Below are 17,028 nucleotides of genomic sequence, written 5' to 3'. Positions count from 1 at the left end.
TCATCATGACAAACAGTCACCCTTTTACAGGAGATCCCCATGATCGAAGTGACCGAGGTTTCCATTGCCGAGCTGCGTGCCGCGCTCGAATCAGGCCGCACCACCGCGGTCGAACTGGTCAAGGCCTATCTGGCCCGTATCGAGGCCTACAACGGCCCCGAGACTGCCACCAAACTCAATGCCGTGGTGGTCGCCAATCCCGATGCGCTGAAAGAGGCCGAGGCTTCTGATGCCCGCCGCGCCCGTGGCGAGACCCTGAGCCCGCTCGACGGCATCCCCTACACCGCCAAAGACAGCTATCTGGTCAAGGGGCTGACCGCCGCTTCCGGTAGCCCGGCCTTCAAGGATCTGGTGGCCCAGCGCGATGCCTTTACCGTTGAGCGCCTGCGCGCCGCCGGTGCCATCTGCCTTGGCAAGACCAATATGCCGCCGATGGCCAATGGCGGCATGCAGCGCGGCGTCTATGGCCGTGCCGAGAGCCCCTACAACGCCGACTACCTGACCGCGCCGTTTGCCTCCGGCTCCTCCAACGGCGCCGGTACTGCCACCGCCGCCAGCTTCTCCGCCTTTGGTCTGGCCGAAGAGACCTGGTCGAGCGGCCGTGGCCCCGCCTCCAACAACGGTCTGTGCGCCTACACCCCGTCCCGTGGCGTCATCTCGGTACGCGGCAACTGGCCGCTGACTCCGACCATGGATGTGGTGGTGCCCTATGCCCGCACCATGAATGATCTCCTGGAAGTGCTCGATGTAGTGGTGGCTGACGATGCCGACACCCGTGGCGATCTGTGGCGCATGCAGCCCTGGGTGCAGCTGCCCAAGGCTTCCGAGGTACGTCCGGCTTCCTATCTGGAACTGGCAGCCAAGGCCGATGCCCTCAAGGGCAAGCGCCTCGGCGTGCCGCGCATGTTTATCAACAAGGATGAACTGGCCGGCACCAGCGAAAACCCCGGCATCGGCGGCCCGACCGGTCAGCGCATCCATACCCGCGAGACCGTGATCGCCCTCTGGGAAGAGGCCCGTCAGGCGCTGGAAGCCGCTGGCGCCGAAGTCATTGAAGTGGACTTCCCGCTGGTCTCCAACTGCGAAGGGGACAGACCCGGCGCGCCGACCGTGTTCAATCGCGGCATCGTGAGCCCGGAGTTTCTCAACGACGAGCTGTGGGAGCTTTCTGGCTGGGCGTTCGACGACTTCCTGCGCGCCAACGGCGATCCCAAGTTGAACAAGCTGGCCGATGTCGATGGGCCGAAGATCTTCCCCCACGATCCGGGCACATTGCCGAACCGCGAGGGCGATCTGGCTGCGGGCATGGACGAGTACGTCAATATGGCCAAGCGCGGCCTGAAATCCTGGGACGAGATCGTCACAGTGCCGGATGGCCTGCGTGGGCTGGAGAAGACCCGCAAGCTGGATCTCGAGGACTGGATGGACGGGCTCAAGCTCGACGCAGTGCTGTTCCCGACCGTCGCCGACGTCGCCCCGGCTGATGCGGATGTGAATCCGGCTTCCGCCGATATCGCCTGGAGCAACGGCATCTGGGTTGCCAACGGCAACCTCGCCATTCGCCACCTCGGCGTGCCGACCGTTACCGTCCCCATGGGGGTGATGGCCGATATCGGTATGCCGGTGGGACTGACCTTCGCCGGCCGCGCCTATGACGACAACAACCTGCTGCGCTTCGCCTCGGCCTTCGAGTCCACCGGCAGCAAGCGTATGGTGCCGCCACGCACGCCGCCGTTGGCTTGAGCGTGATAGTTGTTAGATCGGGCACAAAGAGAGAGGGAGGCATCATGCCTCCCTCTTTTTTTCGTCCATGTTCTGGCTTTGGCTATCACACCCGGATGTTCTGGCCCGCACCCATTTCGCTTTTTGTCACAGGTGGGGTCTGCTCATCCTGGGACAAGCTGGCCTCCCACTCGTGGGCCTTCTCCAGCAGCTTGGCGAGGCTCTCCCTGATCTGCTGCGGGCGATAGTTCCCCAACGCTATCCGGGAGAAAAACGATACCCGCTCGGTGCCAGGATAGATGCCGACCCCGTAGCCATGGCGCAAGGGGGCGAGGGCATGCTCGCCAAAGCGCAGGAACAATTCGCGAGACAGGCGCTCGGGAAGATCGCTCGCCGTGGTCACCGAGAGCACCAGCGCCATTTCGTCGGGCTGAGCCACGATATTGACCACAAAGGGGGCGCTCGCTTCCTCTGCTGTTCGCTGGATCTCGAACGTGCAGACGCCGTTTTCATCGAAGGCCAGCGGTTCGACCGACAGCTCGGCCACGATTTTCTGATAGATATCCAACACAACACTCCAGTCCGGTTGCCCGGTCGTCTTCGAAGGGGCAGGGCAAGATCACAAAGAGACGGCCCGCCACCGAGCGGGCCGGGCCGTCATCCATATTCATGGCAAGGGTTACACCTTGATATTGAGTGCTCGGCCCTCTTCCAGCTCGAACATCCGGACATCGCTCACCGGATTGTCGTTAAAGCGCACGCTTTTCTTCATCTTGGCGGCGACGTTCTCCCCGTCCGATGAGCCAGTGTGCTTTTCGACCAGCGGTGAGGTCTTGTTGGCGCGGGTGTTTGCCTTGGTCAGGGCGTCCAGCTCGGCGTTGGCTCTTTGCTCAAACAGCTGGACGAAGCTGCGATTGAACTCTGCATTGACCTTGGCGTTGAACGCCTCCGATTCATGGCCCAGCGTATTCAACGCCGAGCTGAGTGCCTCACCCGAGAGTGACTCATGCAGGGCGATCGTCCGCTCGATCACCCGACTGCTCAGCATGCTGAAGATGGCATTTTTACCGTTGATAAAGCTGGAGAAGTGCTGCTGCACAAAGCTCAGGGAGTCCTTATCCAGCGTCTCCAGACCGAGGCGCTTCTTGTTGGCATCTGTGATATCGGCTATGGTCGCTGTCTTGGGGTCGCTACCCGGCTTCAGATATTGGGCCTCGTTCTTGAACTCGCTGACGGGCAGGTTAAAGGCTTGCTGCACAATCTTCTTGGCTTGGCCAAGTTCGGTCAGCTGCCGCTGCACCTCGGACTGAATTTGAGTGGCCCGGGTGGTGAGCGCACTCTCCCCCTTGGTGGCGGCGCGGCTAAAGAAATCGACCACCGCATTTTTGATGCGGCCCAGCGTGCTTAAATGGGCCAGGTCCCGTTGTACGGAGACATCCCCACTCTTGCCGATATGAATGGTGTACTCCTTGCCTTCACCCAGATGAAGGGCAAGCTTCTGATTGCTGCCGGGATGGACGCTGGCGAGCTGCAGGCTGTCGATAGCCTTCAACATCACCGGGGTAGCTCCATGAATAGCCATGACCTTGGTTCCTTATCTCACTAACAAGCGATACATCTGGCCTGCATCATACCCGTCAGTGAAAACGCCGTTTATTAGCCATGGTTGCACTATTTTAGTTTGGGGCTGGTCTGTGTTGGCTGTGTGTGAGGGGAACCGTTTGCTGTGTTGCCTCGGTGTTGAGTCCACCGGCAGCAAGCTAATGGTGCCGCTGCGGACGCCGCCGTTGGGGTGAGTGGTGTTGGGATTAATATCCCGTGCTAATTAGGTGATAAAATAAAAACCACCTGCGAAATGCAGGTGGTTTTATATGATTTTTACTTTTAGTCATCAGGGATGCAAATTTTTAATCGTAAGTAGATGCAGTAGTAAAATGAAACTTTGCTTTAAATATAGATTATTTGGCATCATGACTCTGTTTAATTCTTGCTCTACTCAATTGTGTATGCTGATTCAATAGCATCTATTTGTGATAGGCCCTTATTAATCATCTCATTGTTAGCTTCTTCTCTTAAAATAGGCTTTCCATCTCTAGCGTAGGGAAATAATGCGGTTACCCTGGCGGCAAAATAACCAAGTTTTCTAATGTGAGCGATTATATCATCAGGCATAACAAGCAATTCTTGTTCTCTATTGCTATCGTAATGAATATCTACCAGTCTAGCCCGAATGATTTGCAATTCAGCAAGAATATCAGCCATATATATGGCATCAGGTTTGTTTGCTGCAACAATACAACCCTGAAAGGATGAACCCACCCATTCTGGGATTTGATAGAAGTTGCCATTTATATATAGTAAATGTCGATCGCTGTTAGGTTCATTCCTATTTATATAGGCCTCCTTTAGAAGGCCCGCAGAGTGTTTACAAAAATAGATTAACTGAGTTAATGCTTCTGGTAGGAGAGCTTTTGCAGCTAAAAGTTCTCTTTCCCTTTTCTGGTGCTCTGAGTACATAGTGGTTGCAAGAGCAATAATACTAGCCAAAAGGGCTATCATTGCCGCATTCAAAGTTTGCCATGTGTTCCACACACCCTGCACATAATTCCAGTCTAGGCCGCTAATGTAAAATGGGTAAGCAACCATGGAAGCAAGATATAAAGGGAAAAGGAGTAATGCAAAAAATAATAAATATTTGTTGAACACTATCGTACCTTCAACTAATGACCTGAATCGATCAAAAATATAACTGAATGCTCGGGAGATATCTATTTTTTCGGGACGTAGGTTCGAATAGCGAAGCGTATTCGGACGGTCGCGAAAGAGAGGTTGCCGAGAGGTCGCTGGCATTCAAGGTTGCTTGAACGTTTTTTCATCACCATGTTCGCGGTAAACGGACGATTACGCTGCGCTAATCGTCCCTACATCAAGGCGGTGATTGCGTGTTTTGAGCCTTACCTCTCTCCCTTTTTCGCACTGCCAACTGCCATCTTTGCCGTGGCTCGTCGCCGATTCCCCCCTGATTTTTCTGCATTCCCCCTGACTTCACCCAGACTTCACACAGCCTCATTTTCCCCTCACAAATCCCCCGTATCTTCTGCCCACTGCTTAAAAGGCCCGGCTTGCCACAGGGGTGGCGAGGGGGCGGTTGGTTCGAGGGAGCAAGATGATGAAAGGTTGGATGAAGTGTGGATTGGCCGGGGCCGTGGTGCTGATGGCGAGTTTCTGGGGCGGCAGCGTGCGGGCGGCGGGGATCGAACTCAAACAGGTGAGCGGCCCTGTTTACGTGGTTGAAGATAACTACTACGTCAAAGAGAACTCCATGGTCTATTTCGGGGCCAAGGGAGTGACGGTGGTGGGGGCGACTTGGACGCCGGATACCGCCCGCGAGCTGCACAAGCTCATTAAACGGGTTAGCAGCAAGCCGGTGCTGGATGTGATCAACACCAACTACCACACCGATCGGGCGGGCGGTAACGCCTACTGGAAGTCCATCGGGGCCAAGGTGGTGGCGACGCGCCAGACCCGGGATCTGATGAAGAGCAACTGGGCCGAAATCGTGGCCTTTACCCACAAGGGGCTGCCGGAGTATCCGGATCTGCCGCTGGTGCTGCCGAACGTGGTGCACGATGGCGACTTCACCCTGCAAGAGGGCAAGCTGCGCGCCTTCTACGCGGGCCCGGCCCATACGCCGGACGGCATCTTTGTCTACTTCCCCGACGAGCAGGTGCTCTATGGCAACTGCATCCTCAAGGAGAAGCTGGGCAACCTGATCTTTGCCAATGTGAAGGCCTATCCGCAGACCATCGAGCGACTCAAGGCGATGAAGCTGCCGATCAAGACGGTGATCGGCGGTCACGACTCGCCGCTGCACGGCCCCGAGCTGATTGATCACTACGAGGAGCTGATCAAGGCGGCGCCGCAGTCATAGCTGCTGCGTGGCAGACAGCCAGCAAGCCGTGCCATCGCTGCAATCAGCAGCCATAACGGCGCACCACAAAAGGCCCGCTTTCAGGAAATAAGCGGGCCTTTTGCTTTTGCGGTTTTTTTGGTGGCTGTGAGGGCGCCGAGATTAAGGCTGTTCAAGGGGGGTGGGCTTTCATAAGATGGCCCTCTCTCTTTTCCCTGAAAGTTATCCCTTTTCGTTATGCAATACGCCTCTCTCGCGCGCCTCAAGCAGGCCTTTATCACCGGGATGTGGGCCTCACTGGTCAGCATCGTTATCGGCTTCGCCTTCAAGGTGTGGCTGGCGCAGTGGGTCGCCAAGGGGGAGCTGGCGCTGTTCAACAGCGTGGTCGATTTGATCTCCCTCTCTTTTATCCTGATGACAGGTTTTCGCTCCTCCATGGTGGTGAGCTACTCCCAGACCAAGAACGATCGGGACATCATCAATATCTTCCGCTACTTCCTTATCGGCATCGTGCTGCTCACCTGGGGGGCGGTGATCCCCTATATCAAGCACGGGCTCCATATCCGGGTGGGGTATCTGCAACTGGTGGGGGTCATCTTCGGGCTGGGGCTCAAGGTCTACTTCACCAATCTGGTGGCCATGTACCGGATGTATACGCTCTCCAACCGGGTCACCTGGCTGGAGCCGCTGGCCAATGGTCTGCTGTTTATGGCCTGTTACTTTGGGCTCGGGATGGATGCGCTCCCTTCGCTCTTTTATGGGCTGACCTTCTCGTCGCTCGCTATCGCCGGTTATATGTATGTTTCGCGGCGCCGGGCCATCGCCACCAAGCCGCTCGCCAAGGTGGCGCTCGGCCCCGAGATGGTGAGTTATGTGAAGAAGAGCTTTACCGCCTCGCTGGAGGCGGGAGCCAGCATCCTGATGATCTATATCACTGTGCTGCTCACCATCCGCCACTTCAGCATCGACGAGCTGGGAGATTTTCAGGTGGTGGTGCGCCCCATCTTCACCTATATGACCACCCTGTTTGTCTTCCCCATCTACCGCTTTGTGCTGCCGGAGCTAGCGGTCAATCTGCGCAACGGCGATCACCGCCAGATAAGGCTGATCCGGCGCTGGATCTTCCGCCTCTCCGCCATCATCAGTCTGGCCTTCTTTGGTTTGATGCTGCTGGCGGGCAAGCCGCTGGTGTTGCTGTTCTTTCCCGCCGACTACGTGGGGGCGGTGCCGGTGCTGTTCCACTTCTCCATCTTCTTTATCTTTATGATGCTCAACGGCTATCAGCTCGCCTATATCAAGGCTCACGGTCACTTTACCCAGAGCCTGCTGATCCGGTTGGCGGGCATAGTGGCGCTGGTCGCCGCCTACTATCTGGTGGCCGAGTTCACCGCCAACGTGGTGGCGATTATCGTGGCGCTGGGCCTCGGCTATATGGTGATGTTTATCCTCTCGACCCTGGCGGAGCGGCAGATCTTGCGATCCCTGCCACTGGTGCTGGCGACCCGCTAGGGGATCACTCGCCAAGAGCAGGCTCCTGTCAGATAACAAAAAACGCCCGTGCGGGCGTTTTTTTATTGGCGGCGCTGGGCAGGCTTAACGCTTGCCCTTGCCACCCTTGTTGCCAGCGAGGGCCTGCTTTCTGGCGCGCTGCTTCTGGGCCGCCTTGCTGTTGCGGCGCGGCTCGGGCTCAAAGCGGGTCAGATCCGGCTCAAAGCCCGGGAACCACTGCTGGGGCAAGCGGGTGTCGAGTACCGCTTCCACCTTCTCCAGCAGCGGCGCATCTTCCGGGCTGAACAGGGTAATGGCGAGTCCCTTGTTGCCGGCGCGACCGGTGCGACCGATACGGTGGATGTAATCCTCGGCCACAAAGGGGAATTCGAGGTTAATCACATAGTTGAGATCCGTGATGTCGAGGCCGCGGGCTGCCACGTCGGTGGCGACCAGCGCCTGCAAGGTGCCGGCGCGAAACTCCAGCAGCACTTTTTCTCGCGCGCTCTGCGATAGATCGCCGTGGAAGGCGAGCGCATTGATGCCCGCCTTGCCAAGCTGCTGGGCCAGCTTGTCAGCCCCCTGACGGGTGCGGCTGAAGATGAGTGCCGGTGCCCAGCCTTTCACTTTCAGCATATGTTCGACCAGCGCCAGCTTGCGATCGCTGTCCACCGTGTAGACCCGCTGCTCTACCTCGGCCGCCGTGGTGTTGCGCGGCGCTACTTCAATCAACTCGGGGTCGCGCAGCAGCACCTTGCAGAGGGCAAACAGGTTGTCGTCGCAGGTGGCGGAGAAGAGCAGGGTCTGGCGATCCGCCGGGAGCTGTTTTAGCAGCGCCTTGATCTCGTCCATAAAGCCCATGTCGAGCATGCGATCCGCCTCGTCAAACACCAGATGGCGCAGGCTATCCAGGCTCAATGCCCCCTGACGCAGATGGTCGAGCAGACGGCCCGGAGTGGCGATCAGGATATCCACCCCGGCTTGAAGCGCCTCTACCTGAGCCGCTATGCTCACCCCGCCGTAGACCAGCGCGCTGGTGAGACCTGTCCCCTGGCCGTAGCGCGCCACACTCTCGGCGACTTGCACCGCCAGCTCGCGGGTCGGCACCAGCACCAGCGCGCGGATCGGGCGTTGGGACTCCATTTGTGGCTGCGCCAGCAACTGCTCCAGCAGCGGCAGCACAAAGGCGGCGGTCTTGCCGGTGCCGGTCTGGGCGCCCGCCATCAGATCGCGCCCCGCCAGAATGACGGGGATGGCGCGAGCCTGAATGGGGGTCGGTGCGGCATAGCCGAGCTCGGTCAGGGTCTGCTGCAAGCAGGGGGAGAGGGCCAGTTCGGCAAAGGAGGCTGTGGACATAGGGGCACCAGTCGGGGTTATCGCGGCCTGCGGCCACGATGCAGTGAGTGATCGTGGCCGCGATGGTAACAGAAGCAGGGGGAGCGGCAGAAGGCGGCTATGCCTCTGCGTCGTCCGGCAGCGGGCGGATCAGCCGGATCTCTTTGCCCGTGTAGCAGGCGATGTTGTGCTTGCCGTGCTGTTTGACGTGGTAGAGCAGCTCGTCGGCCAGATGCACCGCCTCGGTGACGGTGAGGTAGTCGCGAATGCGGATCACCCCGGCGGAGAAGGTGATGGGGGTGGGCAGCTCGGGGATACTCAATGGCCGATCCAGCAGGCGACCAGCGGAGTGGATCATCATCTCGTCATCCTCCATCCCCTTGAACAGCACGATAAACTCCTCGCCGCCCCAACGGATGGCGCTGTCCACCTTGCGGATATTGCTTCTGAGATGGCGGGCAAAGGCGACCAGTGCCAGATCCCCGACGCCATGGCCATAGGTGTCGTTGATCGACTTGAAGTTGTCGATATCGAGGATCATCAGGTAGTCGTGCTCATGGAGCAGACTCTGGCAGAGTACATCCCGGCGTGGCAGCCGGGTCAGGTGGTCGGTGTGCGCCAGGGTGCGTAGCCGCAAGTAGATCTGCTTCCAGGCCACCATGCCCAGCAACAGCACGATGAGATAGACCTTGAATGCTGCGCCATGCAGGGCCAGCTTGACGAAATCGAACCAGCTGTAGGACCACTTCAGATAGAGATCATCCCCCGCCTTGGTTCGCATAAAGGGTTTGCTCAGGCAGAGATGCCTCGGGCGGCAGGGCTCGGCGGCTTCAAACGATATGTTGGTGCGGGTCGGGTTGATGGTGTCGAAGGGGCGCAGCACATCGTTAAATGCTTCATCGACGGCGATATCGATACCGAGCAGTCCATATTTGTAACCGCCGCGCCCCGACTGATGAATGAAGGGGAAGTACATCACTATGGTGTTGCGCATGCTGAAGCTGTCGATCTCGATATCGGAGACAAAGGCTTCATCGGCGCTGCACAAGGGTCGTCCGGGGGCAAAGCTGGCGCAACCGAAGTAGTGATACCAGGCGGGCAGTGTCATCAGATCCACCTTGATCGGCGCCAGTCTGGCGGGCAGCACATTGTTGTCGGCCACCATGCCGATCAGCCGGTAGTCATTCCAGATGGTGTAGATGTTGATCACCTCCGGGTAGGAGAGGGCATAGCGGAAGGTGTTGAGGAGATTGGCGGCCGGGTATTGCAGCGGAATATCGGCAAAGCGGTATTTGCTTTTGAGGTCATATCCGTAGAGATAGTCGCTGCCGACGCTATTCGGGGGCGGTGGCTGATCGAGCAGATGGTGTTGTGCCAGATAGCTGGTGATGTTCTCCACCTTGAGGATCTTGGCTCGCTGGTAGAAGACCTCGAACACGTTCTTCTGTCTGGCCGTGATGAGATCCATGTCGTGCTGGATAGTGAGATAGGTGTAGTAGAAGACAGTGCCCAACCCGGTCAGGGCAAGCAGGGCCAATCCGGCCACTTTGACGATGAACTGGCGAGCAAACGCCGGTGGCCAGCGCAAGGCTGGGGGGTTACCTGAAAATAAGGTCATAGGTGTCTGGTTAGAGTACCGATAGGGGCGTGGGCGCCATACGGGCAAAGTATACGCGAATGAAATCCCGACAGGATCCACCGACAAACCTTGCCTGAAGCTGAAGCCCTCACCACTTATTTATCCCGACTCCACGATCAGCACGCTCTCGCTGGCCAGATGGTGCAGCCACTCCCTGACGATCAGCAGCACGGCGGCAAAGTGCTCGTCGCGAGGCAGCAAGCTGGCGGCGAGGGGATCCCCTTCCGCCATGGCGGCCAGCTGGCCAAAGGCTTGTTCCACCAGATCCCGGTCGAGCTGGTTGTCCCCCAGCGCTTCGGCCAGTGATGGCTGGCTGCGCAGGGTCAGCTGCAAGCCGGGCGGGATCTGCGGGGCGATGCGCATCAGCTCATCTTCCACCACCATGATGGCCCGCTCCAGTTCGAGCGGGGTGGGTGGCGCGTGGCGAAACGGCCCGGGTTGGATGGCGTGGGTGCCAAAGGCCAGCGGGTAGTGTGACGGGGCCGCATCTGGCTGGCTCAGCCAGAGCTGACTGCTCTGTTCACCAATCTCCAGCAGCAGGGTCATCATCTCCGGTTCGGGTTGTGTCATGGTGCTGAGCTCCTGTATTGTAAACGTTTTCCCATTCTGCCTTTGATACCCCCGCCGCCGACGTTTGGCGAGCACAATTTCTGCGAGTCGTCCCTCACTTTGTTGCAAACCCCTTGCAAAAAAATCCATTGGTGGCAGTCTGGATGTCTAAATGGCTGTCGCCGTTTCGTTATCCTCAGATGATTCAGGAGTTCAGATATGGATATTCGTACCGCTCCCCGCGCTATCGCGCTCGCCCTCATGCTGGCAAGCGGCATCGCCGCCGCCAACGAAGCGCTGGTGATCCAGACCGATTTCGGCCTCAAAGATGGCGCCGTGTCGGCCATGAAGGGGGTTGCCTTCGGGGTGGATCGCACCCTGCCGCTCTATGACCTGACCCACGAGATCCCGGCTTACAACATCTGGGAAGCCTCCTACCGCCTCTACCAGACCCTGCAGTATTGGCCCAAGGGCACCGTGTTTGTCAGCGTGGTGGATCCCGGTGTCGGTACCGAGCGCAAGTCAGTGGTGCTCAAGACCGGGAGCGGCCACTACATCGTGACTCCGGACAACGGCACCCTGACGCTGGTGGCCGAACACTTCGGCATCGAGGCGGTGCGCCAGATCGATGAGAAACTCAACCGCCTCAAGGGTTCCGAGAAGTCCTACACCTTCCATGGCCGCGATGTGTACGCCTATACCGGCGCACGGCTCGCCTCCGGCGCCATCAGCTACGAGCAGGTCGGCCCGCTGCTGCCCGCCGAGGTGGTGAAGATCCCCTATCAGCCTGCAGTAGCCGAGAAAGATGGCACCCTCAAGGGCACCATCCCGATCCTCGATGTGCAGTACGGCAACGTCTGGACCAATATCGACGATGCCCTGCTGACCAAGGCGGGGATCAACAAGGGGGATAACGCCTGCATCAAGATCCGCGAAGGGGATGTGGTCAAATATGACGGCAAGGCGCCTTACGTCAGCAGCTTCGGTGACGTGCCGGAAGGTCAGCCGCTGGTCTACCTCAACAGCCTGCTGCAGGTGTCGGTGGCGCTGAACATGGACAGCTTCGCCGCCAAGCATCAGGTTCAGTCCGGTGCCAACTGGCATATCAGCCTGAAGAAGTGCTCCTGAAGATTGTCGGGCTTTCGACAAGCGGGTTTGAAGCAAGAGAGGGCAGCCAAAGAGGCTGCCCTCTCTCATTGGGTGGTAAGGCGTTGCTGATAAGGAGTTGTTGTCAAAAAGCATATTAATTGAATGCAATTGATAATGATTGGTATTTGGTTGGATAATCGCGCACTTGTCTGACCACCCAACCATACCGAATGAAAACCAGCCTTTTACTGCTCAGCCTGCTGGCTCTGACCGCATGCAATGACAATCACAGCAATACGTCTGTGACCCCCTCACCCGATGTGACCCCACCGGTCGTCAAGCCGACCGAACCGCCCATCACGCCGCCAATAGTACCGCCGGAAACTCATACCCGGGTGCCTCTGACCATTGAGGTCAATGTGGCCGATCGGCTGGGGGCGGGGGCACAGCTCGAGGTGAGACAGGTCGCCACCGGGATCCGCGTGCAGCAGGCCATCGAACCGGGCCAACCTGTCAGCATCACCTTGCCAGCAGGTCTGCAACTGGATCAGCCGCTGGAGCTGCTCGGTAGCGACGAAGGCTATCTGCTGCGCGCGGTATCGGTGCGGGTGGCGGATCTCTCGGCCGGGATCACGCTGGCGCGCCGCAACAGCGTGCCGCGGCTGGGGTTGAACGAGGAGGAGACGGCGCTCTTCCTGCTGGCGGATCAGAGCGGAGATGGCTCCCTCAGTCAGGCCGAGTGGGGCAGGGCAGAGGAGATCCGCGTGCAACAACAGGCGGCTCTTCAGGATTATGCCACCTTCCTGCTGGCCCAGCGCCAGCCGGGCGCCGTGCTCGACTATGCCGACAGTTGGCAGATGCTGTTGGCCCTGCGCGATGACAAGCAGGCGCGCAGCTGGTATCAGCGCAGCAACAGCGCCCAGATCCAGTCCGCCCGCACCCAGCTCTATCCCGCCAATCCAAGTCAGCCGGACGAGCCGGAGACAGCAGATCTGCTGCGCCTCGATGAGCAGGGGCAGCTGGTGGTGCGTGGCCCCTGGCTGTGCCTGCACGATGTGCGCCCAGTCGGCGGGGTCAAGGGCAGCCAGTACTGGCTGTATGGCAGTGACACCAGTGCGTTGGTGGTTGCCAGCCAGCCACAACTGGCTGCGGGGCTGACCGCTTGCGGCCGCAGCGACTGGCGCCTGCCGACCCTCACCGAGTTCGAACGGCTGCTGAGCAGTGACAAGTCGGCATGGCGCTATCCCAATACCCTTGCTGTTGGCCTGCCCGCCCAGATCTGGCTGCAGGATGGTGCGGGTCAACCCCGTCTCTATCAACTGGCGACCCGAACCTGGCTGGATGAGGGAGAGGGCAGTCTGCTCTGGTATGCGCTGGCACCCTATCCGGTGCGTCCCTCTGTGGTGCGCGACAGCAGCAAGCCGGACATGGCGGCCCTGCGCGCCCAATACAGCGGTTCATCGGCTCAATGGCCTGCCGCCAGGGTGGATGAAGGGGTGGAATGGCAGGAGCTGGGGCCGCTGCCGGCGGTTCCCTTCCCGGCCGACAACCCCTATAGCCGAGCCAAGGTGGTGCTGGGTCAGCAGCTCTTTTTCGACAAACAGCTCTCCAAGGGGCGGGACATCAGCTGTGCCAGTTGTCACGATCCGCAAAAGGGGTGGAGCGACGGCCTGAGCGTATCGGTCGGTCATCTGGGCCAGAAGGGGAATCGCAACGCCCCCTCCATCCTCAACAGCGCCTTCAGCTCGACCCAGTTCTGGGACGGGCGGGTCGCCACGCTGGAGGAGCAGTCTCTTCACCCGATCCAGAACCCCATCGAAATGGCGCTGAGTCATGACGAGCTGCTGGCTCGCTTGCAGGCCAGCCCCGACTATCAGGCTGCTTTTGCCACCGCCTTTGGCGATCAGGGGATCACGCTGGAGCGGATCGCCAAGGCGATCGCCACCTTCGAGCGCACCATCATCAGCCGCGACAGCGATTTTGAGCGCTTCGTCAAAGGGGATAGTCAGGCGCTCAGTGACAAGGCGCTGTGGGGGATGCACCTCTACCGAACCGATGGCCGCTGCATGAACTGCCATTCCGGCCCGCTGCTGAGTCAGCACGGGTTCGAGAGTGTGGGGCTCACCTATTACGGTCGTGGCAAGCTGGAAGATCGCGGGCGCTTCCTGCAGACCCGCAACAAGGCTGATATCGGTCGCTTCAAGACCCCCAGCTTGCGGGACGTCGCCTTTACCGGCCCCTATATGCACAACGGCATCTTCCCGACCCTGGCCCAGCGTATCGGCGGCTCGGTGCAGGGGGTGGTGGCCATGTACAACTTTGGAGTGACCAAGTGGAGCAGCGGGGTCGGCTTCCCGACCGGTGCGGATCAATATGATCCCTTCTTCCCCAAAGCCTCCGATCACCTGCATGCCCTTGGCCTCAGCAATGACGAGCTCGATGCCATCGGTGAGTTTTTGCGCAGTGCCTCGGCCGAGCCGCGCCGCACCCCGGCCACTGTTGCCGAGCTGGGGGTGAGTGAGGCGGATGACCCGGCTCCGGTGGGAGCGGTGATCACCGGCTTGGCGGTGCTGCCCGCCCAGCCTCAGCTGGAAGTGGGGCGGACGCTTCCTCTGCAACTGCAGTGGCAACTGAGCGATGGATCTCTCGGCCCGCTCGATGGGCCTGTTGAGTGGCGCAGCGAACAGCCGGAGTTCGCTACCGTGAGTCTGCAGGGCGAGGTACACGGTGTTGCGGTCGGTACGGCACGACTGGTGGCGACCACGGCTCGTCACACGTTGAACGTGACGGTGCAGGTGGTCGATGCCCAGCCCGATTTTGCCCGGGGTTGTCGTCAACCCGAGCTGGTGGCGGGCAAGCTGGCCTTTGTCTGCCAGCTGACCAGGGACGAGGCGGATCGTCTGTCCATCTCCTATGACGGTGTGAGCAGTGACAGTGATGGTGACTACAATCCCTTCCCGCTGGAGTATGTGACCATGGGTCAGGCGCGGGCGCGGGATTACTGCCAGCAGCTGGTGGCACACGGTCATGATGACTGGCGTCTGCCGACCCGGGCCGAGCTGGAGGTGCTGTTTGCCGCCTACAACAAGGATGGCGCGACGGATCAGTTGCTTCAGCAGCAGGGGTGGCCGCTCTACAACCGCTACTGGAGCAGCGATGCAACTGCCAATGACGATGGTGAGCTGCCGTTGCTCGATCTGAGTACTGGTGATCCGCTGTGGGATCTGGCGGATGAAGCTCATGCCGCCACGTGCGTCAGGGCCATCTAGCCTTCATATAGAATCAGATGAAAAACGGGCGCCTCGGCACCCGTTTTGTTCTCTGGTAATAAAGAAAGGGATCAGAACTCGTTGGAGAGCGCCTTGTACCCTTTGACCAGATCGATATTGGTGTGGGCCACGTCCTCGGAGAACTCGGCGGCATCTACCGAAACCCGCGGGATATGGGTCAGATCGCTCTGCTGGTTGATGCGGGTGGTGGAGGGGACGTAGAATTCCGGCGGCAGATCGCAGCCATCGATCACCGAGTTGTGACGCACCACGGCACCGTCACCGATATGGCAGTTGAACAGCACGCTGTTGAAGCCGATAAAGACCCGGTTTCCCACTTCGCACGGTCCGTGGACGATGGAGCGGTGGGCGATGGAGGTGTACTCGCCGATGGTGACGGCGGCGCCGGATTTGGAGTGGATCACCACGCCATCCTGGATATTGGAGTTGGCGCCGATGACGATGGGTTCCATATCTCCACTCTCATCCACCTCGTCGGCACGGATCACCGCATAGGGGCCGACAAAGACATTCTCTTTGATGATCACCTTGCCGCAGATGATGGCGGTCTTGTCGATATAGGCGGATTCGTCGATGACAGGCAGATGGCCGGAGGGATTCTTGCGGATCATGTTACATCCTGTGGTTGCTTGAAATGATGCGGTGGCGCACCCGGCGCCAGGATGCCAGCTTACGCCTCGTTATTATCTGGTGAAACCCCGAAGTGGTCTGACCCTTGTCGCAAGCCTTGGCGGGATCACTGTTTCCGCGCGCTGGAATATGGGAGCATTGCAGCCATTCCCGAGTTGGTTGAAATGGACATATATAGATGAAGAAGATGATTGCCCTGTTGGCGGGTGGTTTGTTGCTCTCCTCGGCCGTGCAGGCCAAAGGGGAGGCGGGGGAGTTTGACTATTACGCCATGGCGCTCTCCTGGTCGCCCGAGCATTGCGCCGTCAAACCGGCGGATCGGGACCAGTGTTCCCGCAAGCTGGGCTTTGTGCTGCACGGTCTCTGGCCCCAGTACGATCGCGGTTATCCCAGCAACTGTACCCGCGAACGGCTCAATCCCGATATGGAGAGCGAGTTTGCCGACCTCTACCCCAGCCGTTTCCTCTATCGCCATGAGTGGGAGAAGCACGGTACCTGCTCCGGCTTGAGCCAGCAGGCCTTCCATCAGCTGGCGAGCGATTTGCGCCAGAAGGTGAAGATCCCGGCGGCTTATCAATCCCCGGAAGAGCCGCTGCGCAAAACCAGTTTCCAGCTCAAGGCCGATCTGGCGAGCGCCAACCAGTGGCTGGCCCCCGACAACATCACGGTAGCGTGCGCCGATGGTGGCCGCTTCCTGCGGGAGATCTACATCTGCGTCAATAAAGAGGGGACGGATGCGGTCACCTGCTCCGCCGAGATGCAAAAGCGTGAGCGTCGCTCCTGTGGTCAGCCGGACTTCCTGCTGCGCAGTGTGCGTTAAGCCTCCACTCTCTCCATCGGGCCCCTTGCGGGCCTGATGTGTAACCACGGTTATCGGAAAGGAGTCTGACAGATGGATGTCAACAACCGGTTTGGCCCGACAGAGCGGGCAATGTTGCTCGGGGTGAACGGATGAGCCTGTTTGCCGAGCTGGGGATGCGTTATCCCATTATTCAGGCACCGATGGCCGGTGTGCAGGGTAGCGAGCTGGCGCTTGCCGTGACCCGTGCGGGCGGCTTGGGCTCCTTGCCTGCCGCCATGCTCACATCAGCGGAGCTGCGCAGCGAACTGGGACGACTTACCCAAAGCGGCCTTGGGCCATTTAACATCAACTTCTTCTGTCATCGGCAACGGGAACCGGATCCCGTTGCTCTGGCCCGCTGGCAGCTGCGGCTTGCCCCCTACTACGCCGAGTTCGGCATACTTCCCCCTGCGGTCACGACGGCGCCAAGCCGAGCCCCCTTTAATGAGGAGCATGCTGCCATGGTGGCTGAGTTCAGACCTGCGGTGGTCAGCTTCCACTTCGGTTTGCCCGCGCCCGAGCTGCTTGCCCAGGT

The 17,028-nt window shown here is 59.5% G+C and carries 14 protein-coding genes (1 of these 14 cut by a window edge); 7 read left to right on the top strand and 7 right to left on the bottom strand.

Features of this window, described 5'->3' with window-relative positions:
- Positions 1–39 precede the first annotated feature (39 nt).
- Complete coding sequence (locus I6L46_RS12925; protein WP_216975820.1) at positions 40–1,743, top strand: amidase; 1,704 nt, start codon at positions 40–42, stop codon at positions 1,741–1,743.
- Between the two features lie 85 nt (positions 1,744–1,828).
- On the opposite strand, the gene I6L46_RS12920 is transcribed toward I6L46_RS12925, so the two are convergent.
- The 3 genes from I6L46_RS12920 to I6L46_RS12910 form a co-directional block, all read right to left on the bottom strand.
- The gene (locus I6L46_RS12920; protein ID WP_254203101.1) at positions 1,829–2,293 is read right to left on the bottom strand and encodes a CesT family type III secretion system chaperone; all 465 of its coding nucleotides are present in this window, start codon (positions 2,291–2,293) and stop codon (positions 1,829–1,831) included.
- Between the two features lie 108 nt (positions 2,294–2,401).
- Positions 2,402–3,304: a hypothetical protein gene (locus I6L46_RS12915; protein ID WP_216975816.1), complete on the bottom strand. Its 903-nt coding sequence runs from the start codon at positions 3,302–3,304 to the stop codon at positions 2,402–2,404.
- Positions 3,305–3,714: 410 nt separating this feature from the next.
- Positions 3,715–4,428, bottom strand: a complete 714-nt coding sequence (locus I6L46_RS12910) for a hypothetical protein (protein WP_216975814.1) — start codon at positions 4,426–4,428, stop codon at positions 3,715–3,717.
- Positions 4,429–4,888: 460 nt separating this feature from the next.
- Here I6L46_RS12910 and I6L46_RS12905 point away from each other — a divergent pair, with 460 nt between their 5' ends.
- Together I6L46_RS12905 and I6L46_RS12900 are read left to right on the top strand one after the other, a co-directional pair.
- Complete coding sequence (locus tag I6L46_RS12905) at positions 4,889–5,653, top strand: CphA family subclass B2 metallo-beta-lactamase (protein WP_216975812.1); 765 nt, start codon at positions 4,889–4,891, stop codon at positions 5,651–5,653.
- Positions 5,654–5,869: 216 nt separating this feature from the next.
- Positions 5,870–7,141: a hypothetical protein gene (locus tag I6L46_RS12900; protein ID WP_216975810.1), complete on the top strand. Its 1,272-nt coding sequence runs from the start codon at positions 5,870–5,872 to the stop codon at positions 7,139–7,141.
- Between the two features lie 84 nt (positions 7,142–7,225).
- Here I6L46_RS12900 and I6L46_RS12895 read toward each other — a convergent pair whose 3' ends face one another.
- The 3 genes from I6L46_RS12895 to I6L46_RS12885 form a co-directional block, all read right to left on the bottom strand.
- The gene (locus I6L46_RS12895) at positions 7,226–8,476 is read right to left on the bottom strand and encodes a DEAD/DEAH box helicase (protein ID WP_216975808.1); all 1,251 of its coding nucleotides are present in this window, start codon (positions 8,474–8,476) and stop codon (positions 7,226–7,228) included.
- 97 nt (positions 8,477–8,573) lie between these two features.
- Complete coding sequence (locus tag I6L46_RS12890) at positions 8,574–10,043, bottom strand: GGDEF domain-containing protein (protein ID WP_216978052.1); 1,470 nt, start codon at positions 10,041–10,043, stop codon at positions 8,574–8,576.
- A 150-nt stretch (positions 10,044–10,193) separates the two neighbouring features.
- Entirely contained in the window at positions 10,194–10,664 is a 471-nt protein-coding gene (locus I6L46_RS12885) for a hypothetical protein (RefSeq protein WP_216975806.1), read from the bottom strand.
- Between the two features lie 198 nt (positions 10,665–10,862).
- Between I6L46_RS12885 and I6L46_RS12880 the strand changes: the two genes are divergently transcribed.
- Positions 10,863–11,771 carry an S-adenosyl-l-methionine hydroxide adenosyltransferase family protein gene (locus I6L46_RS12880; RefSeq protein WP_216975804.1) on the top strand — a complete coding sequence of 303 codons (909 nt, stop codon included), beginning with the start codon at positions 10,863–10,865 and terminating at the stop codon, positions 11,769–11,771.
- A 191-nt stretch (positions 11,772–11,962) separates the two neighbouring features.
- Positions 11,963–15,001, top strand: coding sequence for a cytochrome c peroxidase (locus I6L46_RS12875; RefSeq protein ID WP_216975802.1), 3,039 nt, complete (start codon positions 11,963–11,965; stop codon positions 14,999–15,001).
- A gap of 71 nt (positions 15,002–15,072) precedes the next feature.
- Here I6L46_RS12875 and I6L46_RS12870 read toward each other — a convergent pair whose 3' ends face one another.
- A complete protein-coding gene (locus I6L46_RS12870; RefSeq protein WP_005335471.1) occupies positions 15,073–15,633 on the bottom strand; it encodes a carbonate dehydratase in 561 nt (186 codons plus the stop codon).
- A gap of 197 nt (positions 15,634–15,830) precedes the next feature.
- On the opposite strand from I6L46_RS12870, the gene I6L46_RS12865 reads away from it, so the two are divergent.
- Both I6L46_RS12865 and I6L46_RS12860 read left to right on the top strand, forming a co-directional pair.
- A complete protein-coding gene (locus I6L46_RS12865) occupies positions 15,831–16,472 on the top strand; it encodes a ribonuclease (RefSeq protein WP_139474418.1) in 642 nt (213 codons plus the stop codon).
- Positions 16,473–16,603: 131 nt separating this feature from the next.
- Positions 16,604–17,028: the 5' portion of a nitronate monooxygenase family protein gene (locus I6L46_RS12860; protein WP_216975801.1), read on the top strand. Its footprint extends 622 nt past the window's final position; the window shows 425 of its 1,047 coding nt (coding positions 1–425); its start codon is at positions 16,604–16,606; its stop codon lies off the right edge, out of view.

Source organism: Aeromonas sp. FDAARGOS 1416 (genome assembly GCF_019048085.1).
Taxonomy (GTDB): domain Bacteria; phylum Pseudomonadota; class Gammaproteobacteria; order Enterobacterales; family Aeromonadaceae; genus Aeromonas; species Aeromonas veronii.
Note: the sequence above shows the minus strand (reverse complement) of the source record. Positions and strands in the feature narration are given on the sequence as shown.